Source organism: Aquimarina sp. U1-2, assembly GCF_017897595.1.
GTDB lineage: Bacteria > Bacteroidota > Bacteroidia > Flavobacteriales > Flavobacteriaceae > Aquimarina.
Genome location: NZ_JAGKIK010000022.1, coordinates 1 through 23,895, shown reverse-complemented (window position 1 = coordinate 23,895; position 23,895 = coordinate 1). Strand labels below are relative to the sequence as shown.

General features: G+C 37.0%; 17 protein-coding genes. 12 read left to right on the top strand and 5 right to left on the bottom strand.

All coding sequences use genetic code 11. The features are described 5' to 3' along the window. The first annotated feature begins 3 nt into the window (after window positions 1-3). From J8281_RS18100 to J8281_RS18080, 5 genes are read left to right on the top strand one after another with little or no spacing between them, the layout of a single operon-like run. Window positions 4-531, top strand: a complete 528-nt coding sequence (locus J8281_RS18100) for a DUF4136 domain-containing protein (RefSeq protein WP_210199075.1) — start codon at window positions 4-6, stop codon at window positions 529-531. Next, window positions 531-1,100 carry a GNAT family acetyltransferase gene (locus tag J8281_RS18095; RefSeq protein WP_210199074.1) on the top strand — a complete coding sequence of 190 codons (570 nt, stop codon included), beginning with the start codon at window positions 531-533 and terminating at the stop codon, window positions 1,098-1,100. Before J8281_RS18100 ends, J8281_RS18095 begins: the two co-directional genes overlap by 1 nt. A 37-nt stretch (window positions 1,101-1,137) precedes the next feature. After that, entirely contained in the window at window positions 1,138-1,857 is a 720-nt protein-coding gene (recO, locus tag J8281_RS18090) for a DNA repair protein RecO (protein ID WP_210199073.1), read from the top strand. Window positions 1,858-1,861: 4 nt separating this feature from the next. Further along, the gene (locus J8281_RS18085) at window positions 1,862-4,273 is read left to right on the top strand and encodes a TonB-dependent siderophore receptor (RefSeq protein ID WP_210199072.1); all 2,412 of its coding nucleotides are present in this window, start codon (window positions 1,862-1,864) and stop codon (window positions 4,271-4,273) included. Window positions 4,274-4,283: 10 nt separating this feature from the next. Then, a complete protein-coding gene (locus tag J8281_RS18080) occupies window positions 4,284-4,937 on the top strand; it encodes an HAD family hydrolase (protein ID WP_210199071.1) in 654 nt (217 codons plus the stop codon). Here the strand turns inward: J8281_RS18080 and J8281_RS18075 are convergent. Together J8281_RS18075 and J8281_RS18070 are read right to left on the bottom strand one after the other, a co-directional pair. Beyond that, window positions 4,934-5,428: a nuclear transport factor 2 family protein gene (locus tag J8281_RS18075; protein WP_210199070.1), complete on the bottom strand. Its 495-nt coding sequence runs from the start codon at window positions 5,426-5,428 to the stop codon at window positions 4,934-4,936. The genes J8281_RS18080 and J8281_RS18075 overlap by 4 nt on opposite strands. 19 nt (window positions 5,429-5,447) lie before the next feature. Beyond that, window positions 5,448-5,981 (bottom strand): hypothetical protein, encoded by a 534-nt coding sequence (locus J8281_RS18070; RefSeq protein ID WP_210199069.1) that lies wholly within the window; start codon window positions 5,979-5,981, stop codon window positions 5,448-5,450. An 863-nt stretch (window positions 5,982-6,844) separates the two neighbouring features. Between J8281_RS18070 and J8281_RS18065 the strand changes: the two genes are divergently transcribed. The 5 genes from J8281_RS18065 to J8281_RS18045 all read left to right on the top strand — a co-directional run bounded on the left by J8281_RS18065 (window position 6,845) and on the right by J8281_RS18045 (window position 15,544). Further along, complete coding sequence (locus tag J8281_RS18065) at window positions 6,845-8,455, top strand: solute:sodium symporter family transporter (protein ID WP_246849159.1); 1,611 nt, start codon at window positions 6,845-6,847, stop codon at window positions 8,453-8,455. Between the two features lie 193 nt (window positions 8,456-8,648). Continuing rightward, the gene (locus J8281_RS18060) at window positions 8,649-10,934 is read left to right on the top strand and encodes an N-acetylmuramoyl-L-alanine amidase (RefSeq protein ID WP_210199068.1); all 2,286 of its coding nucleotides are present in this window, start codon (window positions 8,649-8,651) and stop codon (window positions 10,932-10,934) included. A 240-nt stretch (window positions 10,935-11,174) separates the two neighbouring features. Continuing rightward, window positions 11,175-12,386, top strand: coding sequence for a lanthionine synthetase C family protein (locus J8281_RS18055; RefSeq protein WP_210199067.1), 1,212 nt, complete (start codon window positions 11,175-11,177; stop codon window positions 12,384-12,386). A 31-nt stretch (window positions 12,387-12,417) separates the two neighbouring features. Next, complete coding sequence (locus J8281_RS18050) at window positions 12,418-14,658, top strand: lantibiotic dehydratase family protein (RefSeq protein ID WP_210199066.1); 2,241 nt, start codon at window positions 12,418-12,420, stop codon at window positions 14,656-14,658. Next, window positions 14,651-15,544 (top strand): thiopeptide-type bacteriocin biosynthesis protein, encoded by an 894-nt coding sequence (locus J8281_RS18045; protein WP_210199065.1) that lies wholly within the window; start codon window positions 14,651-14,653, stop codon window positions 15,542-15,544. The genes J8281_RS18050 and J8281_RS18045 overlap by 8 nt, the downstream gene beginning before the upstream one ends. A 153-nt stretch (window positions 15,545-15,697) precedes the next feature. Here J8281_RS18045 and J8281_RS18040 read toward each other — a convergent pair whose 3' ends face one another. From J8281_RS18040 to J8281_RS18030, 3 genes are all read right to left on the bottom strand, one after another. Next, on the bottom strand, window positions 15,698-16,687 hold the full coding sequence (locus J8281_RS18040) for a type IX secretion system membrane protein PorP/SprF (protein ID WP_210199064.1): 990 nt from the start codon (window positions 16,685-16,687) through the stop codon (window positions 15,698-15,700). Window positions 16,688-16,732: 45 nt separating this feature from the next. Further along, on the bottom strand, window positions 16,733-19,090 hold the full coding sequence (locus J8281_RS20005) for a gliding motility-associated C-terminal domain-containing protein (RefSeq protein WP_210199063.1): 2,358 nt from the start codon (window positions 19,088-19,090) through the stop codon (window positions 16,733-16,735). A gap of 1,371 nt (window positions 19,091-20,461) precedes the next feature. After that, window positions 20,462-22,243, bottom strand: coding sequence for a tetratricopeptide repeat protein (locus J8281_RS18030; protein WP_210199062.1), 1,782 nt, complete (start codon window positions 22,241-22,243; stop codon window positions 20,462-20,464). 799 nt (window positions 22,244-23,042) lie between these two features. Between J8281_RS18030 and J8281_RS18025 the strand changes: the two genes are divergently transcribed. Next, entirely contained in the window at window positions 23,043-23,204 is a 162-nt protein-coding gene (locus tag J8281_RS18025; protein WP_210199061.1) for a DUF1737 domain-containing protein, read from the top strand. Window positions 23,205-23,291: 87 nt separating this feature from the next. Further along, the gene (locus tag J8281_RS18020) at window positions 23,292-23,465 is read left to right on the top strand and encodes a hypothetical protein (RefSeq protein ID WP_210199060.1); all 174 of its coding nucleotides are present in this window, start codon (window positions 23,292-23,294) and stop codon (window positions 23,463-23,465) included. The last annotated feature ends 430 nt before the right edge of the window (window positions 23,466-23,895 follow it).

Sequence of the window (23,895 nt, the reverse complement as noted above, 5' to 3'; positions counted from 1 at the left end):
GCTATGAAGCAACTTATTTTAGTATTAGCAGTCATACTAGTATGCTCTTGTGGTACAACAAATGTTGTATATGATTATGACGAACAACAAGATTTTTCTAAATATAAAACCTATGCTTTCTTCCCTGATATGAATTCGGGGCTTAGTGATATCGACCAAAAACGATTGATATCGGTAACAGAAGCTGCAATGAACTCTAAAGGGTTCACCAGGTCTGATATTCCTGATATTTTTCTCAATTTTGAAACCGTTTTCAGCAAACAAGCTTCAAACAATAACTTGGGCGTAGGTCTGGGTGGCGGTGGCGGCGGTGGTATTAATGTAGGAGTTGGAGGCAATATTCCTATTGGTGGGCCGCTAACCTACTTAGAACTTACTCTTGACTTTGTCGATGTAAAAAATGATGCATTAGTTTGGCAAGCCATTACCAGAAAACGGTTTTATCCCAATGCTACTCCCGAAAAAAGAAGAATGTTTTTTCAGAAAGTAATAGAAAAGGCTTTGGTTAAGTATCCTCCTCAACAAAAATAATGATCAATACACGAATTGGAAATAAATCAGATATACAAGGTGTACTACAACTGCAGGAAAAAAACTTGTATGCTAACCTTACCACCGCAGAACGACAACGCGGTTTTGTAACCACGCCTTTTACAAAAAATCAAATTGAAGATATCATCGAGCAAAACGGACTTTTTGTAGCCCAACATGATCAAAATATCGTAGCTTATACTTTTGCAGGGAGCTGGCAGTATTTTAACCAGTGGGAGATCTTTAATCACATGATTTCTTGTTTTCCTCACCTTAGGTTTATGGGAAAAAATATAACTACCGAAAATAGTTTTCAATACGGGCCGGTTTGTATTGATAGCGACTATAGAGGTAAGGGGCTGTTACCTTCGATTTTTGAAACTATGAGAGTAGTGTTTCAAAAGCACTATCCCATCAGTATCACCTTCATTAATAAAATAAATACAGTTTCAGAAAAAGCGCATACTCAAAAGTTAGGTTGGACTGTAATCGATACATTCACATTTAATAACAATCAGTATTGTACACTTGCTTTTGATATGAATAACTCAGTTCTCAAAAGTTGCTAATGAATACTATGGATTCGGCTATATCTATCTTTCATATATGAATGTAACTACAAAAGCTATAGTGGTTCACTCTTTGCGATACGGTGAAGCAGATCTTATCATTACACTTTTTACCAAAACCAGTGGATTACGGTCTTATTTACAGCGTGGCGTTTTAAAATCGAAAAAAGGAAAAATACGTTCTTCTTTTTTTCAACCGCTTATGCTTTTGGAAATTGAGGCCTTCCATAAAAATAAAGGAACTTTAGAACGCATAAAAGAAGTCAAGGTTGGTACACATTATAAAACCCTGCATACGAATTTAATCAAAAGTTCTTTGGTCTTTTTTATAGCTGATATTCTTAAAAACGCAATACAGGAGGAAGAAGAAAACACCGAATTGTTCAACTATCTTGAAACGGCAATATTATGGTTAGATTCTAATGATGGTATTGCTAATTTTCATATCACTTTTCTTATCAAATTAACGCAGTATTTAGGTTTTTTTCCAGATACTTCTACTATGGAGTATGCGTATTTTAATTTGCAAGAAGGGGTCTTTCAACCTTCTGAAACTAATTTGTATTGTCAAAGCGGATTGGCGGTTTCAAAATTAAAAGAATTTTTAGGCACAACATTTGAGGCAAGTATGACTATTGGATTGTCTAAGAGTACACGAAGTGAACTTCTATCTATGCTATTAGTTTATTTTGAACTACATTTGCACGGTTTTAAAAAGCCGAAGTCACTTTCTGTACTCAGTGAAATTTTTAAGTAAGAACATGCGTTTATTAGCTTCAGTTTTATTTACTATTCTTTTAATTCCTCTGGCAAATGCGCAACAGGTGGTTACCGTGGTCGAAAAAGACTCGAATGTCCCGATCCCCGATGTGGTAATAGAAAATAAGACCAAGTCTAAAAGAGCTGTTACCAATTTTGATGGAAAAGCCGATATAAGCGAATTTTCGAATAACGAAAAATTATTTTTTACACATACACTTCATGTACCCGTATCCATAGTAAAATCGGCGCTAATCAAATCGGGAGCCATTGTGCATCTTAAAGAAGATCAAAATCAACTTTCTGAAGTTGTGATCTCGGTTTCAAAATGGGAACAGAACAAAAAAGAGATTCCGCAAAAAATAGTAAGTATATCGGCTGAAGATATTTCACTGGCTACGCCGCAAACATCGGCAGATTTATTACAGAGTAGTGGTCAGGTATTTATTCAGAAAAGCCAATTAGGAGGAGGTAGCCCTATAATACGGGGGTTTTCGACCAATAGATTATTGATAACAGTCGATGGTGTACGAATGAATACTGCAATTTTTAGAGGAGGAAATGTACAAAATGTAATATCCATAGATCCTTTTACCGTAGCTAGAACCGAGGTAATATTAGGACCGGGCTCTGTAGTTTACGGCAGCGATGCCATCGGAGGAGTCATGAATTTTTATACAGCGCAGCCAAAGTTTGCTATACGAGATGAGAATCACATTAGCGGTACTATTCTAACGCGGTATGCCAGTGCAAGTAATGAAATGACGGGACATTTCGATTTTAATATAGGCTTAGAAAAGTGGGCATTCTTAACAAGTGTGAGTTATACCAATTTTGACGATTTGAAAATGGGAAGTCACGGTCCAGACGATTATTTGCGAACCGAATATGTGGTGCGTGAAGGTGGCGAAGATATCGTGGTGCAAAATGCTGATCCGCAAACACAGGTTTTTACCGGTTATGATCAAATCAATCTTCTACAAAAAGCACATTATACGCCAAATGAAAAATGGGATTTTAGCGTAGGTCTTATGTATTCTGAAACTTCAGATTATCCGCGATACGATCGTTTAATCAGAAGAACAGACGGAGATCTTCAATCAGCAGCGTGGTTTTATGGTCCGCAACGCTGGGGGATGGGAAATTTTCATATGTTTCATAAATCCAGAAGTACACTTTACGATAAAGTAAAGGTTACAGCAGCTTACCAGTTTTTTGAAGAAAGTCGAAATAATAGAGACTTTGGGAGTACGACACTATCAAGAACTCAAGAGCAGGTTGATGTCTATTCTTTCAATGTGGATTTTGAAAAAGAATACTCGAAGAAAACTTCGGTTTATTATGGTTTAGAATATGTATTAAATAATGTTTTTTCAAATGGATCTGAGCGTAATATCGAAACCAATGAGGTAAGCAAAGCTCCGTCAAGATATCCAGATGGATCTACCTGGCAATCTATTGCAGCCTATGCAAGCGTAAAAAATTCGATCAGTGAACAATTGAAATTTCAAGGAGGGCTTCGGTACAATAGAATTATATTGTATTCAGAATTTGATAACGAATTTTTTGACTTCCCTTTTAACGAAGCTAATATAGATACAGATGCATTAACAGGTACCGCAGGCTTTAGTTGGTTACCTAATGATAAATTACAATGGAAATTGAACTTTTCTACAGCATTTAGAGCTCCTAATATTGATGATGTCGGTAAAATTTTTGATTCAGAGCCAGGGTCGGTAGTGGTACCCAATCCCTATCTCAAACCCGAATACGCCTATAATGGAGAATTGGGGCTAACAGCTACGCTGGGTAAGAATTTCTCTGTCGATTTAGCAACATATTATACGTATTTAGACAATGCGCTTGTACGAAGGGATTTTGATCTAAATGGAGAGACACAAATTGAGTTTGGCGGAGAACCAAGTGATGTACAAGCTATTCAAAATGCAGCCAAAGCCAGAATTTATGGTTTTGAAGCCGGTTTGACCTATCAATTTACCAAATACTTAAAATTAGCTTCTCAATATACTTTTGTAGGTGGAGAAGAAGAACTGGAAAATGGTATTACCGACCCAACAAGACATGTTTCACCGCAATTCGGAAATACGCGAGTTACTTTTTCTTCTCCAAAATTAACCATAGATGCATTTGCAATTTATAATGGACAGTTTGATTTTGAAGATCTGGCATTATCACAGCGAAGTAACGATTTTCTATATGCCAAAGATGAAAATGGTAATCCGTATTCACCTTCTTGGTATACACTTAACTTAAGAACACAGTACCAAATCACAGACCATTTGCAAAGTATAGTTTCTTTAGAAAATATAACAGACCAACGGTATAGACCGTATTCGTCTGGTATTGCCGGTGCCGGTAGAAATTTTATAGTATCGCTTAAGTATTCTTTATAACGCTCAACTTTTGAAAAATACACTTTTTATTTTTGATATTGATGGCACACTTACCGATAGTGTGCCTATGTATTTAATGTCGGTCACCAATGCCATGCAAGCACTTGGAATTAACGATATCGATACCGATTATAACAACTACCAGCATCACACAGATAGTTATGCGTTACGATATAACTACAAACGTAATTTTGCTACGGTGCCTCCAGCTGGTCTATTGGATGATTTTGAAACTGATTTGGTGCGGCAGATGAATCTCTTCACCCCTGTAGAAGAAATTAACGGAGCAAAATCTCTGATAGCTTATTTTAGAGAGCAGCATATCTCATTTTGCTTTGCGACAGGAGCTTTGCCCAAACCTGCGATGATGAAGCTAGAGCAATGCAACATATGGCATGATGAGCGGCTTTTGGCAACCTCAAAAACACATGAAACAAGAGAGGGCTTTGTACTTGATGCTATAAAAAAGGCAAAAACGTACTATAATACCTCGAGTTTTGACAAGATCGTATCCCTGGGTGACGGACTTTGGGATTTAAAAACTGCACAAAATTTACATTTGGATTTTGTAGGAATAGGAGATAAAAACAAAACAAAATTACTTGCACATGGTGCTCTATACTGTTTTACAGACCTGGTAGAATTTAAAGAAAAGTACTTTTAGTCTCTGGCAGTATTAAGCTTTTTTATCAAATCAAGATCAAATTTCTTTTTAAGTGCCATGATTTCTTTTACATTTTCGTTGGGTATCGTAATAGAAAGTACATAATGTTGTATTTTCCAACCTTTTGTTGTTTTTTGTACAACTCCGCTGCCTCTACAAATACCCATTTGCGTATCTAACAACTCGTCAAACCAGGCGACTTTTTTACTATGATCCAAAAAAATATGTCTTTCCAAAGTTGTGAAGCTCCATGCTTTTCCTTTATCAAAATAAGGTTTTGCAAACGTTTTAAACGCATCGTACTGCCAATTTTCGGTGGGATCGGTGCCTATAAAAATAGCATCGTTAGTCATTAGATCAAAGTATGTCTTAAAATCGGCATTGGCTGCTGCTTTGTGCCATTTGGTAAGTATAGTATCGATTTTAGTTTCTTCCTGCGTGTAGCCAAAACTTAAACTCAATAGTAAAACGTAGATAATGTACTTTCGCATACTACAAAGTGCTTTATAGTTATTTGTTTTCTTCTTCTCTTAATAATTCTTTTTCTATAGCATCTGGAATGGCCAGAGATAGCTCGTTTAATTGTATAATTAAGCTATTGTATGCTTTTATGATTCTGGTGTTAGCTTTTAAAAAGTTTTCTGGATTAGGCTGCTTGCTTTCAGACAATAATTGCAAAAGACCAACTTCTGTATTCAAGACAGTAAGCCTGGAGTTAATCGTATTCACGTTTAAATCTTCAGATAAATTTTCTTCAAAAGTCTGAATCAGTAACGACAAACTATCTACACGTTTACGAATATAATACGGATTAGAAGCTTGTAATGTCGTAATAAGATGTTGCAGGTTTTCAAAATCTTCAAAATTCTTAAGGTCTTCTTGCGCCTGGGGAGAAGGTTGTAATAAATTTAGATTGATTTTTGCCTTAGAAAGGCTATCAAGTTTTGCAGTTTGTTCATCCTGTCCAACAGGCAATTGCTTGTTGTGGTTACAAGAACTCAAAACAAGGATTAATATAAGAATATAAAAATAGAAGTTCTTCATTAGTACATTATAAATAACAACTCAAAAATAGCGTATTTATTACAGTTTGAATCAGCTCAATGAAAAAGACCTCAGATCAAGCGTATCTGAGGTCCAACAAATGCATAGGTAATTACTGGTTAAGTTCTGGTATTCGCATTTGTGCGTGTAGTTTTACACCAAGTAAGAGGTAAGTATTGAGGGTTTACGAGAGTATTTATGTAGTTAAGCTAATTCGTCAAAGGTATGACTGGGTACAAGTGTGGTGTAAGATTTGCATTCATTTGAGTGTTGAGTTAGTGTGTTGATGTGTTTGTTTTGAAAACGTTTGTCTTGTGGATTATTATCATTTTCTAAAAAACTTAACAAATTTTAAGGATGTCTTATGATTTTTTGACTGCTATTGCTTACTGATAGAACTTTTTAATTGATTGTCCGTTATTGTACCTAAAATTTAACTGAGAAGTCATCCTGAATTCATTTCAGGATCTCATTACGTTTATTTTCAGTACATTGAGATGAGAAGCTGAAACAAGCCTGTGCTGAACTCGTTTCAGTATTCAGCTTGACGCAAACCGTTTATGTTAAATTGCGGATATTCGTAATTTTAAAAAAAAGCATATTGACATGTCTGTTAAAACAGCTGTTTTTTAGGGTAGTGTTCTCTGGTTTACTGAAACAGTTTTGGCATAAGCTATGTGATTCTTTAAAATAGTCAATCTAGTTTGACGCGACAAGCATCTGTTAACTATTTTGGCAGGGATTTAAATCATTTTTAGGTAATAATAACGTGGTAGAAAAGCATAGGATGACTATGCTATAAAAGGCAATAAAACCTTAGTTAAAATAAATCCTATATATTTAGGGCTTCAAATTAACAAATCATGGGCAGCTTTTTTACGTTTCTACTCGATCATATCGGGATTCTTTCTTTTATTGGTTTTACACTTCTTGTTGGGGTTATTGCCTATTATGCAACTCGAAAAACTGATGAAAACACTTCAGACGGTTATTTTCTTGGGGGTAGAAGCTTAACGGGTATTGTTATTGCCGGTTCGTTACTTCTTACCAATCTTTCTACAGAGCAAATTGTAGGTCTTAATGGTAGTGCATTTTCTGAAGGAATTCTAGTCATGGCCTGGGAAACACTAGCGGCTATAGCTATGGTGGTCACCGCTATATTTTTGTTGCCCCGCTATCTTAAAGGAGGAATCACTACTGTTCCTCAATTTTTAGAAAGACGATATGATACAACTACCAAAGCTATTGCCTCTGGTCTTTTTCTTACGGGATATGCCATAGTATTACTACCCATCGTTTTGTACACAGGATCTTTGGCTTTAAGTACGATGTTTGATATTCCTGAATTGCTAGGTGTTTCAAAAAATGTTTCCATTTGGTTATGTGTATTTGGGATAGGTATTGTTGGGTCGATTTATGCAATTTTTGGAGGACTTAAAGCAGTAGCAGTTTCAGATACGATTAATGCTATTGGGCTATTAATAGGAGGGATTTTGATTCCGATATTTGGTCTTTTAGAAATAGGAGATGGTAGCATAGCACAAGGCCTTAGCACCGTATTTAAAGAAAATCCTGAAAAGTTTGATGCTACCGGTGATAGTAACGCTTCTGTACCCTTTGCTACTATATTTACAGGAATGATGTTGGTACAATTATTTTATTGGGGAACCAATCAAGCAATAATTCAGAGAGCATTGGGTGCAAAAAACTTAAAAGAAGGTCAAAAAGGATTACTACTGGCTTCTTTTATCAAAATATTGGGACCTTTGATTGTTGTGCTTCCGGGGATTATTGCTTTTCATATGTTTGGAGATACTTTAGACAAAGCAGATGAGGCATATCCTATGCTCGTTAGCAAAGTACTACCACTATCGCTGGTCGGGTTTTTTGCGGCAGTTCTTTTTGGTGCAATTTTAAGTTCGTTTAATAGTGCATTAAATAGTTCTGTAACCTTATTTGGTGTAGATATTTATAAAGAATATATCAATAAAGAAGCATCTGAAAGGCAAACTGTTAAGGCAGGTAAATTATTTGGAACCGGTCTTGCGCTCTTCGCTATGATTATAGCTCCTTTTTTGCAAAGTGCAGAGAGCATTTTCAGTTATTTACAGCAGGTAAATGGATGCTATAGCATTCCTATTTTAACAATCATTGTAGTGGGATACTTAACCAAAAATGTTCCGGCAGTAGCTGCTAAAATTGCAATACTATGTGGAGCAGTGTTATACCTACTATATGTAATCTTGGATGCGACGGTACTAGATGGTTTATTTCCTCACTTTTTACATGTTATGGCTATTCTCTTTGTACTAAATGTCGCTATTATGTTGATTATAGGCAAAATACAACCCAGAGCGCATCCTTATATTCAAAAATATACACAAGAAGTAGAAATTGCGCCCTGGAAAGGAGTTAAAATCACAGGAGCACTGATATGTATGGTCGTAATTGGTATTTATATTTATTTTTCGTAACAGTTTGCATCCTACTAAAATAGTACGAATACCTCTTTGAGTCCAATGTAAATTAAGGACAGTCTGTTTTATTAACGAAAGAATTACGGTTTACCATCAAACTTTCGATAGCTGAACGCTTTTTAGTTAGGTTTCCTTTGGAAAAGAACAATTTTTTTTCAATTTTAGATAAATTAACACAAACTCAGTTATCATGAAAAACAATGTATTGCCCTTAATACTATGTTGTTTTTTTCTTATGCTCACTACTTTGGCACAAGAAAAGCGACAAACTTTTAAAGGCGAAGGTGCCGAAACCTTTGAGGTGGTATTGACCAACAGTAATGCCGTATCTACGAGCAAAGCGATTGCTTCAAATTCTAAAGGGCTTACTGCTATGCAAGAAGAGTCTCAAATTCCGGAATTTGTACTTACTCCGGTTCGTATTCAACTTAAAAAAGCTAAACCTTTTATTTCAGCTTATACAGTTTGGGAAGGAGAACAATTGGATGACCAGCAATTGGAAATCACCTACCGAACTTCCAAAAAAGACAACAAATGGTCTGGTTGGAAAAAAGCCACTCTCGATGGACATGCAGCTCAAACATCAACTCGTATTGTTTCTAAAATGGAGTTTTTGGATAAACGTACGCAGTACATTCAGTATAAGATGGTCATAAAAAACAGAACTGAAGGTTTTGTAATCTCAAAAGTGAAATTTCATCATTACAGTCCCGGGGAGACTCCAAAAAAAATTCAAAAGCAAATAAAACAAAACGTGGGAACAGCAAAAGCCACATGTGCTAAACCTGCTGTAGTAAGTAGGCGTCAATGGGGCGCTATCCCCAGAGGAGCAGCGGCAACCTCTAGTGTGTCTCACCTTATTATTCATCATGAATTTGGATCAAATACCAGTAGAGATTGGGCTGCACGTGTACGCGCTGTGCAGAATTTTCACATTAACGGAAATGGTTGGTCTGATGTTGGCTATAATTTTCTTGTAGATCCCAACGGCGTTATTTATGAAGGAAGAGCAGGAGGTGATAATGCAGTTGGAGCTCATTTTTGCGGTAGAAACCGAAATACGATGGGAGTCTGCATGCTAGGCGATTACTCTAGTGTAACGCCAACTACAGCTACACAAACCTCACTTAAACGATTATTGGCCTGGAAGGCTAATAAAGAAAATATCAATCCGCTAGGGTCATCATTTCACTACGCTGTAAATAGGTCGCTTACCCATATAGCTGGTCATCGAGACGCAGGGTGCTCTGCATGCCCGGGAAACGGAGGGTACGCAACACTAAGTAGTATACGTAGCGGAGTTAATTCGCTATTGTCTAACGGATGCTCGGGTGGGGGTACTTTACCACCTCGTGATACGACTCCTCCAACAACTTCAATTAGTGGAGGAAATATCCAAACGGGAGATTTTACGGCTATCTTTACCGATGCAGATAATGTTGGTGTAACCCGGCGATACTATCAAGTATTAGAGCAATATAGCTCTAGCTTTTTGGCAAATCGAAGGAACGGATTTTTTAACGAAAATTTTGGGCAGGATTTTGGTGTCTATGATAAAGGCGCAGGAACCTGGAGTGTAACTAATGGCAGATTACGACAAACTAATACGACATCAGATAATACGTTGTGGAGTTCATATCTACTTCAAGATTCAGGATTGCCGTATCTATATGAGTTTGCTGCCAAGGTAAACTCAACTACGGGTCCTCGTAAGTTTGGAATTCATATCATGTCATCTGATGGTACTCAAAGTCAGCGAGGAAATTCGTATTTAATTTGGTTTAGCGGAGAGGACAATAAAGTACGAATTTATGAAACCGTAAACAACATACTTTATTTTAGAGCAATAGCCGATGTAGCGCTGGATAACAATTGGGCTAAATATAGAGTTACCTACAGCCCAGCGTATGGAGTATTGCAGATTTGGAAAAATAATGAAAGCTTACTTAGCTGGACCGATGCCAGCCAAATTAGAGAGGGAGTCGCTATTTCGTTACGTACTAATAAAACGGCAGTCGAATTTGATGATCTTAAAGTATATAAATTTAGAGCAGGTACTCGTGTTGATGTTAGTGTAGGCAGCGTAAATACCGATGATTTAAGAACGACCAATGGAAAAATAAAAAGTATGGTAAGAGATGATGCCGGTAATTGGTCTGCACCGGGTAATATGGATGTGACCATCAATTCAGGTAGATTTGGAAAAGAAGCTGTTGATTCTAAGCTCACTTTATATCCTAATGAAGTTACCGATGAGGCAACGTTAGTTTGGCAACAGCCTGAGTTTGGATCGGTACAGATCGGAATATTCGACATCAAAGGAAGAGTAATTGCACAAATGCCGAAAGAATACATGGATAAGGGGAAAAGCGTTTTGAATATTTCTTGGCTTACCAATACGCTTCCTTCAGGGCTATATATGCTTACCCTTACATCTGGATCGTATCTGGAAACCATTAGATTATTGAAGAGGTAATACCCATTTTTTGAACTGATTTTATTGGCACCGCCAAAGGGTATGATATCCCGAGGCTTGTCTCGAAATTGAAAAATTGTTTTCAACGAATGCCTTGTGGGCTTGCCCCAAGGTAGTTTACTTGTGTATTAAAATTTTATAGATAACTTTTCATTTTGCACCATTCTGTCATATATTGTAGGTTAAAATATAAAGGGTACTAATATAATGTAAACCTTGATGTATAGCGACTCTAGAACTATGAATAATAAAGCTTTACTAGAAAGTAAATTGAAAGATATTTATGATGTACTTAAAAATTCTGGTACTAACGAAAAACATCATGGGGTGCTATCTGGTTCGTCTGGAATTTCTTTATTTCAATTCTATTATTCTCGATTGATAGATGCAGAAGAGCCTGCAGACCTCGGGGTAACTACACTATCAAAAATTATTAATGAAATCAATAATGGCTATACATATCCTACCTTTTGTACAGGAATCGCAGGTGCCGGATGGGTGCTCGAGCTGTTGAACGAAGAAGAATTTATTGATATCGATAGTGACGAACTATTGTCTGATTTAGATGAATATTTATTTGTCTCAATGAAAGCTAACACCGACGAGGGGTATTATGATTTTTTACACGGTGCTATTGGTTATGGGTGTTACTTCTTAAAGCGGTATCAAAATACACAGAATACGCAGTTAAAAACCAGGTATAAAGACTATCTTCATTATCTGGTTACAGCCCTTAAAAAATCAGCATTACAAGACCAAGCCGGAACCTACTGGAAAACAATGCTAGATCACGAGAAGAAGATGGTAGGGGTAAATTTGAGTTTATCACATGGACTTGCAAGTATTATTAATTTTTTAAGCCGCATCTATGCCTTTGATGATTTTAAGGATGAAGTAAAAGAGGTATTAATCCAAACGGTAGAATATATACAACATCAGAAATGTTATGATTCCAGTTCGACGTCTATGTTTCCTACCTGGATTTATGAAGGAATGGATAAAGTGCCAAAAGCAAGGCTTGCCTGGTGTTATGGAGATTTGGGTCTGGGACTTTCTTTATGGAAGGCAGGAAAAGCGTTAGACAATAGTAGTTATAAAAAGGAAGCGCTTACTATTCTTAGAAATGCGGCAACCCGAAAAGATAGGATAGAAGCAGGAGTGAAAGATGTAGGGCTTTGTCATGGGTCTTGCGGTATTGCGCATATTTTCCACTTTATGTACAAAGAAACTCAAGAACCTATCTTTAAAGTAGTCGCTCATCATTGGATGGATCAGGCTGTAACTATGGCTACTCATAATGGTAACGCAGGGTATATGCAATGGGGTGGTGAGAAAGAGCAATGGAAAGAAGAAACGAATCTGTTAGAAGGCATTGCGGGCATAGGACTGGCCATGATATCCTTTTTGGCCGATTTTGAAACCAAATGGGATGAATGTTTATTAATACACTAGTTCGAAGCATATAAATTGTCACTACACACTCATGGCTTATCAACCTTTTTCAAAATATGTTTTACGCGCTCCTTTATTTTCTTTCACTTTTTATAAAAAGCTAACTCAAAATGATGAGCTTGAAAAAGAATTAAAAAAAATATGTAGCGATCCCATCATCAAAGAAGCTATTTTTCTGGCATCACCTGCCTTATTTTCAGAATTCGAAAAATGGCTATCAGGCGCTATCACAGATAAGAATAAGTCTGATAAAATGATGTATGCCGTGTTGAAATATATCAGCCGTATGTCATCCAGATGTACTCCTTTTGGACTTTTTGCAGGAACAGCAGTAGGTGCATTCGCAAATGAAACTCAAATAGAACTGCATGATTCATTCAATTACAAGAGGCACACCAGGCTAGACATGAATTATCTTGTGGCCCTATCACAAGAGATTGTTACAAATGAAAATATACGTAGCCAGTTACTCTTTTATCCCAATACAAGCATCTATACAACCGGCCATCAATTAAGATATGTAGAGTATACCTATGTGAACAGCAAAAGAATACACCATATTGTAGGGGTAGAACAGTCTGAGTATCTCGAAAAAGTTATTCAAAAAGCACAGCATGGAGCCTTATTAAAAGATCTGGCGATGCTGTTGGTAGATGATGAGATTACCATAGATGATGCTCAGGATTTTATCAATCAACTAGTAGATAGCCAATTATTGATTAGTGAGTTAGAACCTTCAGTTTCAGGGCCAGAATTTTTGGATCAAATTCTTCCGGTATTAAAAAAGTTGCGACATACAACACACCTGGTTTCTGTATTAGAAAACACGCAAACAACACTAGAAAAACTCGACGAGCGCATAGGCAATACAACCGAAACATATATCAATTTGGGCAAGTCTCTCGAAAAACTAGATGTAGGTTTTCAACTCAAATATATGTTTCAGACCGATATGTTGCTTTCTACGGCATCTAATGTTCTAGACAAAAAGTGGATCCATAAAGTACGACAGGCAATCACTTTTCTTAATAAACTATCTTTACCGCCAAAAGACACACCATTGTCTGCATTTAAGGCTGCTTTTTATGAGCGCTACGAAGAGCGTGAAGTCCCCTTATCAAAAGCGCTTGATGTAGAATTAGGCGTTGGTTTTCTTCAAAATCAGGGTTTGGGTGATGTAAGTGCTATAGTAGACGATATTATTCTTCCGCAGAAAAATGAGGATAACATTGCAAAAGACATCAAATGGTCTCCTGTAGTTACTATTCTTCAGAAAAAATTAATAGAAAGCATTGCGCAACATGAGCATTGTATCGTGCTGAGCGATGCCGATTTTGAAGGTTTTGAAGCCAACTGGGACGATCTACCCGATACGATTTCTTCAATGATAGAGATTGTAACTCATCACGGTGAAGAAAAAGTCGTACTATCTAGTGCTGGTGGGTCGAGTGCTGCCAATTTGTTAGGGCGTTTTTGCCATGGGGATCCCGAATTATATGATTATACCCAAGAAATACTACAGGTAGAACAACAACAAAATCCAGACAAAATTCTGGCAGAAATAGTACACTTGCCAGAATCGAGGGTAGGTAACATCTTGATGCGACCGGCTTTTAGATCTTATGAGATCCCTTACCTGGCAAAATCTATTCTCGATGTATCACATCAACTTACTTTGGATGATCTCATGATTTCTACTACGGCATATGGTCCTATCACATTAAGATCAAAAAAGTACGATAAAGAGGTATTGCCACACCTTACCAATGCACACAACTATTCGGCCAATGCATTGCCTATTTATCAGTTTTTGGCCAATTTGCAAACTCAAAATCAGCGATCGGGAATAGGATTTAACTGGGGACCGCTAGTACACGAATATGACTTTTTACCCAGGGTCGAATATAAAGAAATTATCATATCCTCTGCTACCTGGAATATTAAACAGAAAGAAATCAAATCATTGGTAGAAGCTCGAAAAAATAATGAAATCTTTAAAGCAGAAGTTCAAAAGTTTGTAGCATCAAAAAAAATACCACAATATGTTCTTTTGATAGATGGGGATAACGAACTTTTAATAAATACAGCGAATATAGCTTCTATGCTCATGTTATTGGATACGATTAAAAACAGATCGGCTTTTCAAATCAAAGAGTTTTTGCATGTTGAAAATAGTATAGTTACTAAAGATAAAGAACATTTTACCAATCAGTTGATTATTTCTTTTTATAACGATAAAAAACTGAAAAATAGCAAAACGCAGTATGAGTAGGATCCAAAGATCATTTGTAATTGGTGGGGAGTGGCTGTATTATAAAATCTATACGGGTCCCAAAACTTCAGATTTGGTACTTACCAACATTATCAAACCTGTAACGACTTCATTATTAAAAAACAAAAGCATCGATTCTTGGTTTTTTATACGATATAGTGATCCAAAACCGCATATTCGTGTGCGATTTCTTTATACCTATCCGGCTCAGGTGGGTGATATTATTAACGCGTTGTATCTGCCTATTAAAAATTATGTTGATGAAGATTTAATTTGGAAGGTGCAAATAGATACTTATCAAAGGGAAATAGAGCGGTACGGTGAAAGCACCATGCAACCCTCAGAAATTATATTCTTTCATGACAGTACATTGATTATCAATTTTCTTGATATGGTAGAAGGTGACGAAGGAGAAGAGCTTCGGTGGTTGTTGGGCGTACGAGCGATAGACACCTTGTTAAACGATTTTAAGTATGACGACGATAGAAAACTGAAGTTATTAGAAGGGTTGAAAACCGGATTTGGAGCTGAATTTCACAGGAACAAATTCCTTACAAAACAGTTGGATAAAAAATTTAGAGATGAAAAAGATAAAATCGATAATTTTTTAAATTTCGAAAAAGAAGATCATCCCGATTACGCCCCAATTCTTGATATTCTTGAAGAGAGAAGTATACAAAGCAAAGCAGCTGTTACAGCAATTTTGTCAGCAGTCACTACCGAATCAGAACTTGATAGCCTAATGCGGAGTCATATTCATATGCACATGAACCGGTTGTTTAGATCAAAAAACCGATTGCATGAAATGGTAATTTATGACTTACTTTATAGAACGTATAAGGTAGCATGGGGAATCCGAAAGTTTAACAAGAAGGCTAAGAATTAAAAATTCATTTGCAATTAATAAAGTGTTTAGTTGTAGTCTAGTTCGATTCTTTTCTATGCATTGCTGAAAGAAGTTAGGAAGTGCAATACCATTTATATTTTTAGATACTGTAAGCCAAAAGTTTTCGACTAGAATACTAAAGTCCTGAAGCTATCATAAGGAATTTACTGCACATCCACAATTATTACCTTTGCCAAAAACCTTGTAACTGATGACAATCTCGTGGGATCCGGATTGGTTACTTCTCAGCTCAGAGATGGGGTAATCATAGGAGTAGCTGATCGATAGGCTGTTCCACAATCGGAAGCCCGCCAGAGCATAAACAGATTCTTTGTTTCTGTATGAGATACCACCCCATAATCTGTTTTGATACTCGGCCTTTACGTTCATATCCCATTGTACAGGAGCATTAATTACAGTCTTGAGTACCCCTGCCGGTATTAAGGTCCAGTCCCGGTCTATTTCTACCCGGCTGCCAATCAGAACATTGTAATTCCTGTTCAGCTTGCCACTGGTCAGCACCCCGTTTTGTATATTATAAGAGATCTCGTTGTCTAATAGCTGGTTTGCAGCCATCCCCATAAACAGGTGCTTTGAGTAAATATAGAGCCCAGCACTAATATCCAGGCTGGTGGTACTAAAGTTTTGTACCAGGATATCATTAGGATTGTCGATCAGTATCTCGTCACTTTCATCAAAGCGGAACTGGTTGCCTCCTACAAAAGTGCCTAGCGACACATACCATTCTTCAGAAGCTTTCAGGTGATAGGCATACCCTAAATAATAGCCAGATCGGTTGATGGGCCCTGTATCATCGGTATAGATAAATGCCCCGATCCCAGAGTGGGATTTGTCGATATTTGACTTTCCTGAAAAAAGTAATGCTGTAGGGCTTTGAAATGATAGTGTAGCAGTTCTGGGGGCACCTTGAAAACCTGTCCATTGGTTACGGTACCCAAGGGTAAAATCTGTAATGTCCTCTGCCCCTATAATAGCAGGATTTAGTACTAATGGGTTTTGAAGGTACTGCGAAAACTGCGGATTTTGCTGTGCTAAGCCCGTAATACCTATAAAAACTATAAACAGGAATGCTACTGTTTTATTTCGTATGATTTTACTTTCTATTGTATGAGATAAGTTCATTATTGGGGTTTATTTTAAAGAATGTGAACAGGTTTCAACTTTTGTTTATCTGATAATAGTGATCGCTCCTTTAAAGACCTGTCTATCTAGGTCATTAAGTTCCAATACATAATAGTAGGTTGCTATAGGCAGGGGACGTCCCTGATAGTTGCCAAACCAATCATTGTTGTAACTGGAAGCTTCATACACTTTATTGCCCCAGCGGTTGAAGATATAGAGCCGGTTATTAGGGTAGTTTTCCAGTCCGCGAATCATAAACATATCATTGCTGCCATCTCCATTGGGAGTCATCACCGTGGCGATTTGTATACTGGATGTAATTGGGTTTTCACAGTTATCAAGCTCGTCAATGGAAAAAGGACCGATAGTCGTAATACAGGCCCCAATTTCTACACTTAGTGAATAACTACCGGATCCTCTTCCAATAAGATTTATGTCAGTGCCTACTTGTACTCCTGATGCGTCTATCCAACTATAGGTTTCAGTACCAGAGTTTCCGGTAACGGTGATCCCTTCTATGCTACCGTTAATTTGACCGCAATCTGCACTTTGTATTTGTATGTAGGTATCATCTAACAAAAGAGTACAACCGCCATTAACAAATATTGTCACCTGGTCAGTTGCGGTGCACCCTCCACCAAAATCAGCAGTTACGGAATAGGTGGTAGTTTGGGTAGGCGAAACCGTAGGGCTTTGTATGATTTCCTGTCCTAATAGTGATGGATCTGCAGGATTGACTGTCCAGATATATGTAGGTGTGTCTGCACTTGGAGTTGCAATTATAGTTACACTATCTCCTTGATTAATGGTCTGGTCTGTACCAGCGTCGACTATATTACTATAAGTTATATCTCTTACAACAATGTCATCGATGTACATATAGATAAGTTCTCTAATATTTGAGGAAGTATTCGTTTGATTCTCTTCAGCAAAATTTCCCAGCATGATAAATTTTTCTCCCCCGGTAGCCGTATAACTCATAGTAAAGGTTTGCCAGCCATTAGTATCTGAAATAAATTGACCACTAGGTGTTTCTAATTGTGGTACTATTCCCGTAGGGGCAGGATTAGTTGTTGATCCTGCATTACTAGTAAATTTAGAATTTAAGAATGCAACACCAAATTCGTCCATGCTTCCTGTGCTCACTTCAGCTAAACTTAATTTAAAACTTACTTCGTAGGTTGTACCCGCAACTAAACCGGAAAGAAGTTCAATACCTAGATATTCTCTGTAGTAATACTGAGGAAGTGATCCATAAAGGCCCGCAAAGGCTTCACCCGTAGCAGGAGCTTGAGCACCAGTTATTGCATTAAATGGATTTACTTGATTAGTATTACACGTATTAAAATAATCAGATGTAGCCAGTGTTGGCACATACCAGTCATCTAGCCAATCTGAAAAAAATCTATTAGCCGCATGATTGTGAACCCCTGTAGGACAGGCAATATAATTCTCAAAACTAGGATTGGGAACAAGGTTAGCGCTACCACAGGTTACAAGAGGGTTTACTCTAATAGTCACGCTATCACTAGACATACATCCACTGCCAAAATCTGCTTCTACTGTATAGGTTGTGGTTACCGTAGGTGAAACGGTGGGATCTTGTATGTTCTCCTGTCCTGAAAGGGAAGGATCTGACGGACTAGCTGTCCAGGTGTAGATAGGCGTTCCGCTGCTGGGAGTTGCCGTAACAGTTGCGCTATCTCCAGCATTTATAGTTTGGTCAGGGCCTGCATCTACTACTTCGGTACACGAACTTGCATTTACAGTAATGGTAACCGAGTCTTGCTCGTAACAACCACCAAAATCTACTAGAACTTTAAAAGTATACGAACCAGCTGTCGAAGGGTTGAAAATAGGATTTTGGGCGGTGGCATCGTTGAGTCCCGTTGTAGGTGTCCAAGAATAACCTACAGGCGAAGGCCCAGTGCTGGTTGTATTTAATGTAGCAACTTGCCCCATGCTGATGGTCTGGTCTGGTCCGGCATTTATAGTTGGCGTATTGCCCCTCGAGTATACATACACATCGTCAACATAGATGACTGAAAATCCGCTCCCACTGCCGATGTCGTCATAGTTGGTGGTGACATTGTCGCGAAAGTTACCGACCGTAAGGTACTCCTCACCCCCAGTGGCTTTGTAAGTCCATGTGAAGGTCCGCCAAGTTTGTCTGTTGTCGATGTAGTCGCCCACCGGCGTTTCTAGTTGCGCTGCGACCGGCAGGACCTGATTGTCTTTAGAGGATACTGGCCCCGGCGAGAGATGAATTCCTAACCGGTCGATAGCGTAGCGGCTGCCCATCTGCAAGCTCGCTTCCAAGCTCACGTCGTAAATCTCGCCAGCCATCATAGGCTCGTCAAGACGTACTTGTGCGTACTCGCGCAGCCCCCCGGGGTACCACACGTGCATGCGGATGTAACCCGCATCGGGGTAATCGGGTGGACCGAGTAGTAGGTTGCCGGGATTACAGAAGTTTACGTAGTCGGTACTGCCTGTGGTAGGTGAATACCATTCCTTTACTTGGTTTCCAAGTGTATTGCCGTTGTTCGCCTGTCCTGACGGGCAGTTCTTGTACTCCTCGAAATCGGGATTGGGGACGAGATTGACTGGTCCGCATGGGTACTCACAGCCAGTTTCCCCGACGGTGTAGCGCTCAGGAACTAGCTCTACGCAACCGGCATCATCGATGCGGAGTTCGTAGTCTCCCGGGGGCAGACCTGTCGCATCACGCGTGGTGGCGACAATATTGCCGCTGCTGTCGATCCACTCGTAGGCGTATGTGCCGCTACCGCCGCTAACCGTCAAGCCGCTAACCGACCCGTCACTGTTGCCGCAGCTAGCATTACCGATTGTGGGTGTGGAAACAGTTAATGCAGATGTTACGTCGACGACAGATACGTCGTCGATGTACACGTAGCAGCCGAAGAAACCAGGCGACGTGCGTACGTTCGTGCTCGCATTGTCGAAAAAGTTGCCGATCGTTAACCATTCCTCGCCTCCCCCAACGTTAGTGAAGGTCATGATAAACTCGGTCCAGCGGTTCTCGTTGGCAATAAACTGCCCTGCGGGCGTGGTAACCTGCGGTGTAACCTCAAGCACGGATCTTGTTGGAGATGCAGGCAGTTCATTTACCGAGAAGTGCGCTCCAATACGGTCGATCTCCTTATTGGTGCGATTGCGGTCGGCTAACTTAAATTTCACCTCGTATGTATGTCCTGCGCAAAGGGGCGCTTTCAACCGGACTTGAATGTACTCTCGATACTGTGCGCTTCCGTCTTTGTATGGAATAAAGCCCATAAACGCCGCCCCCGTTGCAGGCGGGATCGAAGCTTGGTAACTAGGCGAGCAGTAGTGTACATAGTCGCTCGATGCGTGATAAACGTCGGTGGTGGAAGGCGGATCCTGCCAATTGCGAATGAACTCGTGCACCCGCGGTGGAGTGGTATGATTCATCGTCGACGAAGGCGGGCAAACGTCAAATTCTTCAAAACTTGGATTAGGAACTAAGTTTTGAGCGTAAAAATGAGTATAGCCAATTAAAAAAATAAACAGAGGTAAAATTTGTTTCATAGTATCCCGGTAAGTAGGTGTTTTATAATTTAAACTTAACGGCAATACTATTTTAATAATATATTAATAGGCTTAACTAAGGCTTACAAGACCTTAACAAAAGCTTACATGCTTTCAAACATCAGTAATATTAAAGGATTTCATAGTTCGTATTTTTTGAATTCTTAGTTGAATTAAGACCAATATTTACAATATATTACATTTTTAGACTGAAAATGAATGTAAAAAATCGAATACACTTTGTTCTTTTGGAAGGTCAAACTTCTTTTTTAATCTATGAACAGTTACATGTAGACTGCTTTGAGTAATATTTATTAGTTGTCCGATTTCTTTATAAGATAAGTTCATCCTTAGAAAAGCGCAGAGGCGTAATTCATTCATGGAAAGATTATAATTATCCTTAAGACGTTCTATATACTGTGGATGAACTTTTTCGAAATGCGTAAAAAATGTATCCCACATTTTATCCAGTTCCAAATTATCATTGATATGATCTTGTGCATATCTGATCGTATTTTTATCTCCTTCAGAAACATTTTTTTCTGCTAAACGTTCTAATAATTCATCAATTTTATATAATAAATCATTTTTGATAGCCAACTGAGCAGATGATGTGGTGATTTGTCTGTTTAGGTAATCTCGTTGCTCTTCGGCATCATTAAGATCAGTGACTAGTTTATTTTCTTTTTCATGCAGTTTCGTAATTTTCTTTTTCTTTTTGAAATAAATTATGAATGAAATTATTAAAATGATAACCACAAGAATTGCAGAACCTAAAAGTAAAAGATTACGCTTATTTAGTTCATCAAAAAAGTTTTTTTCCTTTTCAATTAATTTATTTCTCTCACTAGCCAATAAAACTTCAGTAGTTTTAGGGATATTTTTAGATCGCTCTAAACTATCTTTTAATAGTTGAGATTTCTTAAAATATGTAAGTGATAAAAGAGAATCCCCTTTTTTCTCTAATGCTTTAGATTTAATATCATTAGCGAGCATTTCTAACTCTATATTTTGAAGTAAACCAGTGTTAATCGCTTCTAGTACTTGATCTACATAAACAATTGTACTATCTGGTTGCGAAGTAAGAAGATAATTTTCGCTAATCTGTATATAAACCGACGATAACGAACTTATTTTTGTAGAAATGTCTCTTTCATCTTTTTTATATAAATCAAGTGCTCTATGGTAATAAATCAAAGCCTTGTCGTATAGCTTTTTGGCTTTATGAACTTCACCCAAAAGTATTGTTATCTGAATCAATGATTTAATATTTGATTTATCACACTCTTCGTAGGCTTTGGTATAAATCATTAATGCTTTTTCATAGTCTTTTATATAGTAATGATTTATGTAACCTAAGTTTACCAATGATGAACTAATCAGATTATAGTACTGAGGCATTTTTGTATTTTTAAATATATCATAGGCACGTTGATGATTTATTAAAGAAGAGTCAATCAATTTCAAACTAAGGTAGATATCTCCAATTCTCGCATAGGCCTGACCTAGTTCAATCTGATTATGCTCAGATCTAGGTGCTTTTTGATGTAGATTAATATTTTCAATGGCATACTTAGCTGCTTTAGGGTAGTCTCCCTGCCTAGAATATAGAATGCTTAAATTATTTAAAGCACCACTAATCATTTTTGAATCTTCCAACCTTTCAGAAATTAATAGCTCTGATTTTTGTAGTGTAATAGCCTTTTCTAGATTTTCTTTTCCGCCTCTCAAATAAGTTATAATAGCTCTTAATTTATAAATATTTGCTTCCCATCGTTCATTGTTGTATAAATTATTTATTTGTTCGGCGTCGTTTAAGAATTTTTCTGCTTTATTTTGATTAGTGCTACGATAGAATTTTACAGAATCTAGTAATTGTTGATATAAAATGGAATCGCTTACAAACTTTTGATTTTGTAAATTCTGTTGTGAATAGGAGTAAGTTAGTAAAGTTAATAAAAAAGATAGGGTAAAAATGTGTTTCATTGGGATTTCATGATTTTAAATACATATATAGCCACAAACATCTAGAGTAAAGTTATTTAAAGGGTATATAATAATAATTCTATTTTTTAACATAATTATTTCAATATTGACTGTAATTTAACAATTTAATTTTATCAATTAATGCCGAGTTACTAAATCTAAGCTTTTATGATTTAAAAATTAGAGAAAATTATACTTATAAATAGCGAAATCCAGTTATGCCTAAGCAAATAAAAAGATTATATCATATATATCACATCATGTTGGTTACTGCTAGTTTTCTAAATACGTATTTTTTTGTGCTAAATTTTTAAAAATCACTAGTGCCACGCGATTACATTGGTATTAGTCACTTTAAAACGGATATTCAAATTCTGGAATGACGTAATTCGCATGATTAGATATAGGATCATACTTTCTTGAAGTATGAAATAGCTTTCTTGGGTTTATTTAAACTATTGCTGATAAGTACTTTGCTTAATCTACTTTTTTTCCATATCCTAAATTTACAGTTATTTTCTAATTCTAACTGTAGCGGATTTTAAGGTTACTTATAAAGAGGAGATATCCCATATTTCGAAGTCAATTCTTCTTCGAGAGATCTTATAACAGAAAATGGAACAATTAGAGATTTTTTTGAACTAAGCTGCGTTGAAAATATTGAAAGAAAGCTTAAAAAGCTTTCACCTGGAGATTTAGAATATCAAAAAAGATTAGTAATTAAAAGCATGCAAGGCTAGCGATTATCAAGAAAAATAAGTTAATTTATACAAAAAAATAAATTGTTAAAAGATAAAAAATGAAATATACAATAATCGAACAAAAAACTAAAACAAATTTAGAAAAAGAAGTACAATCTCTCATTGATAAAGGCTGGAAACCATTAGGTGGAGTTTGTGTCGATGCCGTAGGTACTGGGTCTTCAAGATTTTTTCAGGCACTAATCCTAAATGGAGCATAATTTTTTTGTCCAATTTTTCTGATAATATTTCTTCAAGGCATACTTTTGAGAATTTTAGAGACATTAGAATAAAATTTTCACTTTATTATGAAAAACTCATTTCAGTTTGTCTTCCTTATACTAGGGATTGTATTAGTAACTTTAGGTATAGTTATTTCGAATAACGTAGAAGAAAATTACGGTTTAATCGTTATCGTTTTTGGGGCTGTAATGCTAATTGCCAGTATTGCAATATTTTTTGTAAAGAAAAATAAAAAATGATTTTCAAATGTATAAAGATGCCTAAATAACATCCAACTAATCAATTACAACTTCGAATAAGACTTTTGATGAACTGGCATTTTAAGGATTAGATGTCAACTTAGACAAATAAGAAGTTTTACTATAAATGAAAAAAGAATACCAACAACTTTATAAGATCAGTAAGAACTTTATAATTCCCCCAATGTTTAGGACAGAATATTAAAAAAATAAGATGTTAATGATGTTGAAAGAGGGGGGTCTGGGGGGAGACTCATAACTTCTTTTTTTTGTTAACAACTCCACTTTCTTTTATTTTTCATTACGCTGCTGGTTTTAGGTTTTGTTTATAAACCGCTATTGGATGTTCATTATCCAAATTTTGATGTCTACGTTCTTTGTTGTAATAGTTAAACCAGGTTTTTATTCCTTGATAACATTGTATCCCATC

Excerpts from the sequence above, each read along its gene's own strand:
- J8281_RS18095 (WP_210199074.1), top strand. The coding sequence starts at position 531 with ATGATCAATACACGAATTGGAAATAAATCAGATATACAAGGTGTACTA.
- recO (WP_210199073.1), top strand. The coding sequence starts at position 1,138 with ATGAATGTAACTACAAAAGCTATAGTGGTTCACTCTTTGCGATACGGT.
- J8281_RS18055 (WP_210199067.1), top strand. The coding sequence starts at position 11,175 with ATGAATAATAAAGCTTTACTAGAAAGTAAATTGAAAGATATTTATGAT.
- J8281_RS18045 (WP_210199065.1), top strand. The coding sequence starts at position 14,651 with ATGAGTAGGATCCAAAGATCATTTGTAATTGGTGGGGAGTGGCTGTAT.
- J8281_RS18065 (WP_246849159.1), top strand. The coding sequence starts at position 6,845 with ATGGGCAGCTTTTTTACGTTTCTACTCGATCATATCGGGATTCTTTCT.
- J8281_RS18030 (WP_210199062.1), bottom strand. The coding sequence starts at position 22,243 with ATGAAACACATTTTTACCCTATCTTTTTTATTAACTTTACTAACTTAC.
- J8281_RS18025 (WP_210199061.1), top strand. The coding sequence starts at position 23,043 with ATGAAATATACAATAATCGAACAAAAAACTAAAACAAATTTAGAAAAA.
- J8281_RS18060 (WP_210199068.1), top strand. The coding sequence starts at position 8,649 with ATGAAAAACAATGTATTGCCCTTAATACTATGTTGTTTTTTTCTTATG.
- J8281_RS18040 (WP_210199064.1), bottom strand. The coding sequence starts at position 16,687 with ATGAACTTATCTCATACAATAGAAAGTAAAATCATACGAAATAAAACA.
- J8281_RS18070 (WP_210199069.1), bottom strand. The coding sequence starts at position 5,981 with ATGAAGAACTTCTATTTTTATATTCTTATATTAATCCTTGTTTTGAGT.
- J8281_RS18100 (WP_210199075.1), top strand. The coding sequence starts at position 4 with ATGAAGCAACTTATTTTAGTATTAGCAGTCATACTAGTATGCTCTTGT.
- J8281_RS18085 (WP_210199072.1), top strand. The coding sequence starts at position 1,862 with ATGCGTTTATTAGCTTCAGTTTTATTTACTATTCTTTTAATTCCTCTG.
- J8281_RS18050 (WP_210199066.1), top strand. The coding sequence starts at position 12,418 with ATGGCTTATCAACCTTTTTCAAAATATGTTTTACGCGCTCCTTTATTT.
- J8281_RS18020 (WP_210199060.1), top strand. The coding sequence starts at position 23,292 with ATGAAAAACTCATTTCAGTTTGTCTTCCTTATACTAGGGATTGTATTA.
- J8281_RS18075 (WP_210199070.1), bottom strand. The coding sequence starts at position 5,428 with ATGCGAAAGTACATTATCTACGTTTTACTATTGAGTTTAAGTTTTGGC.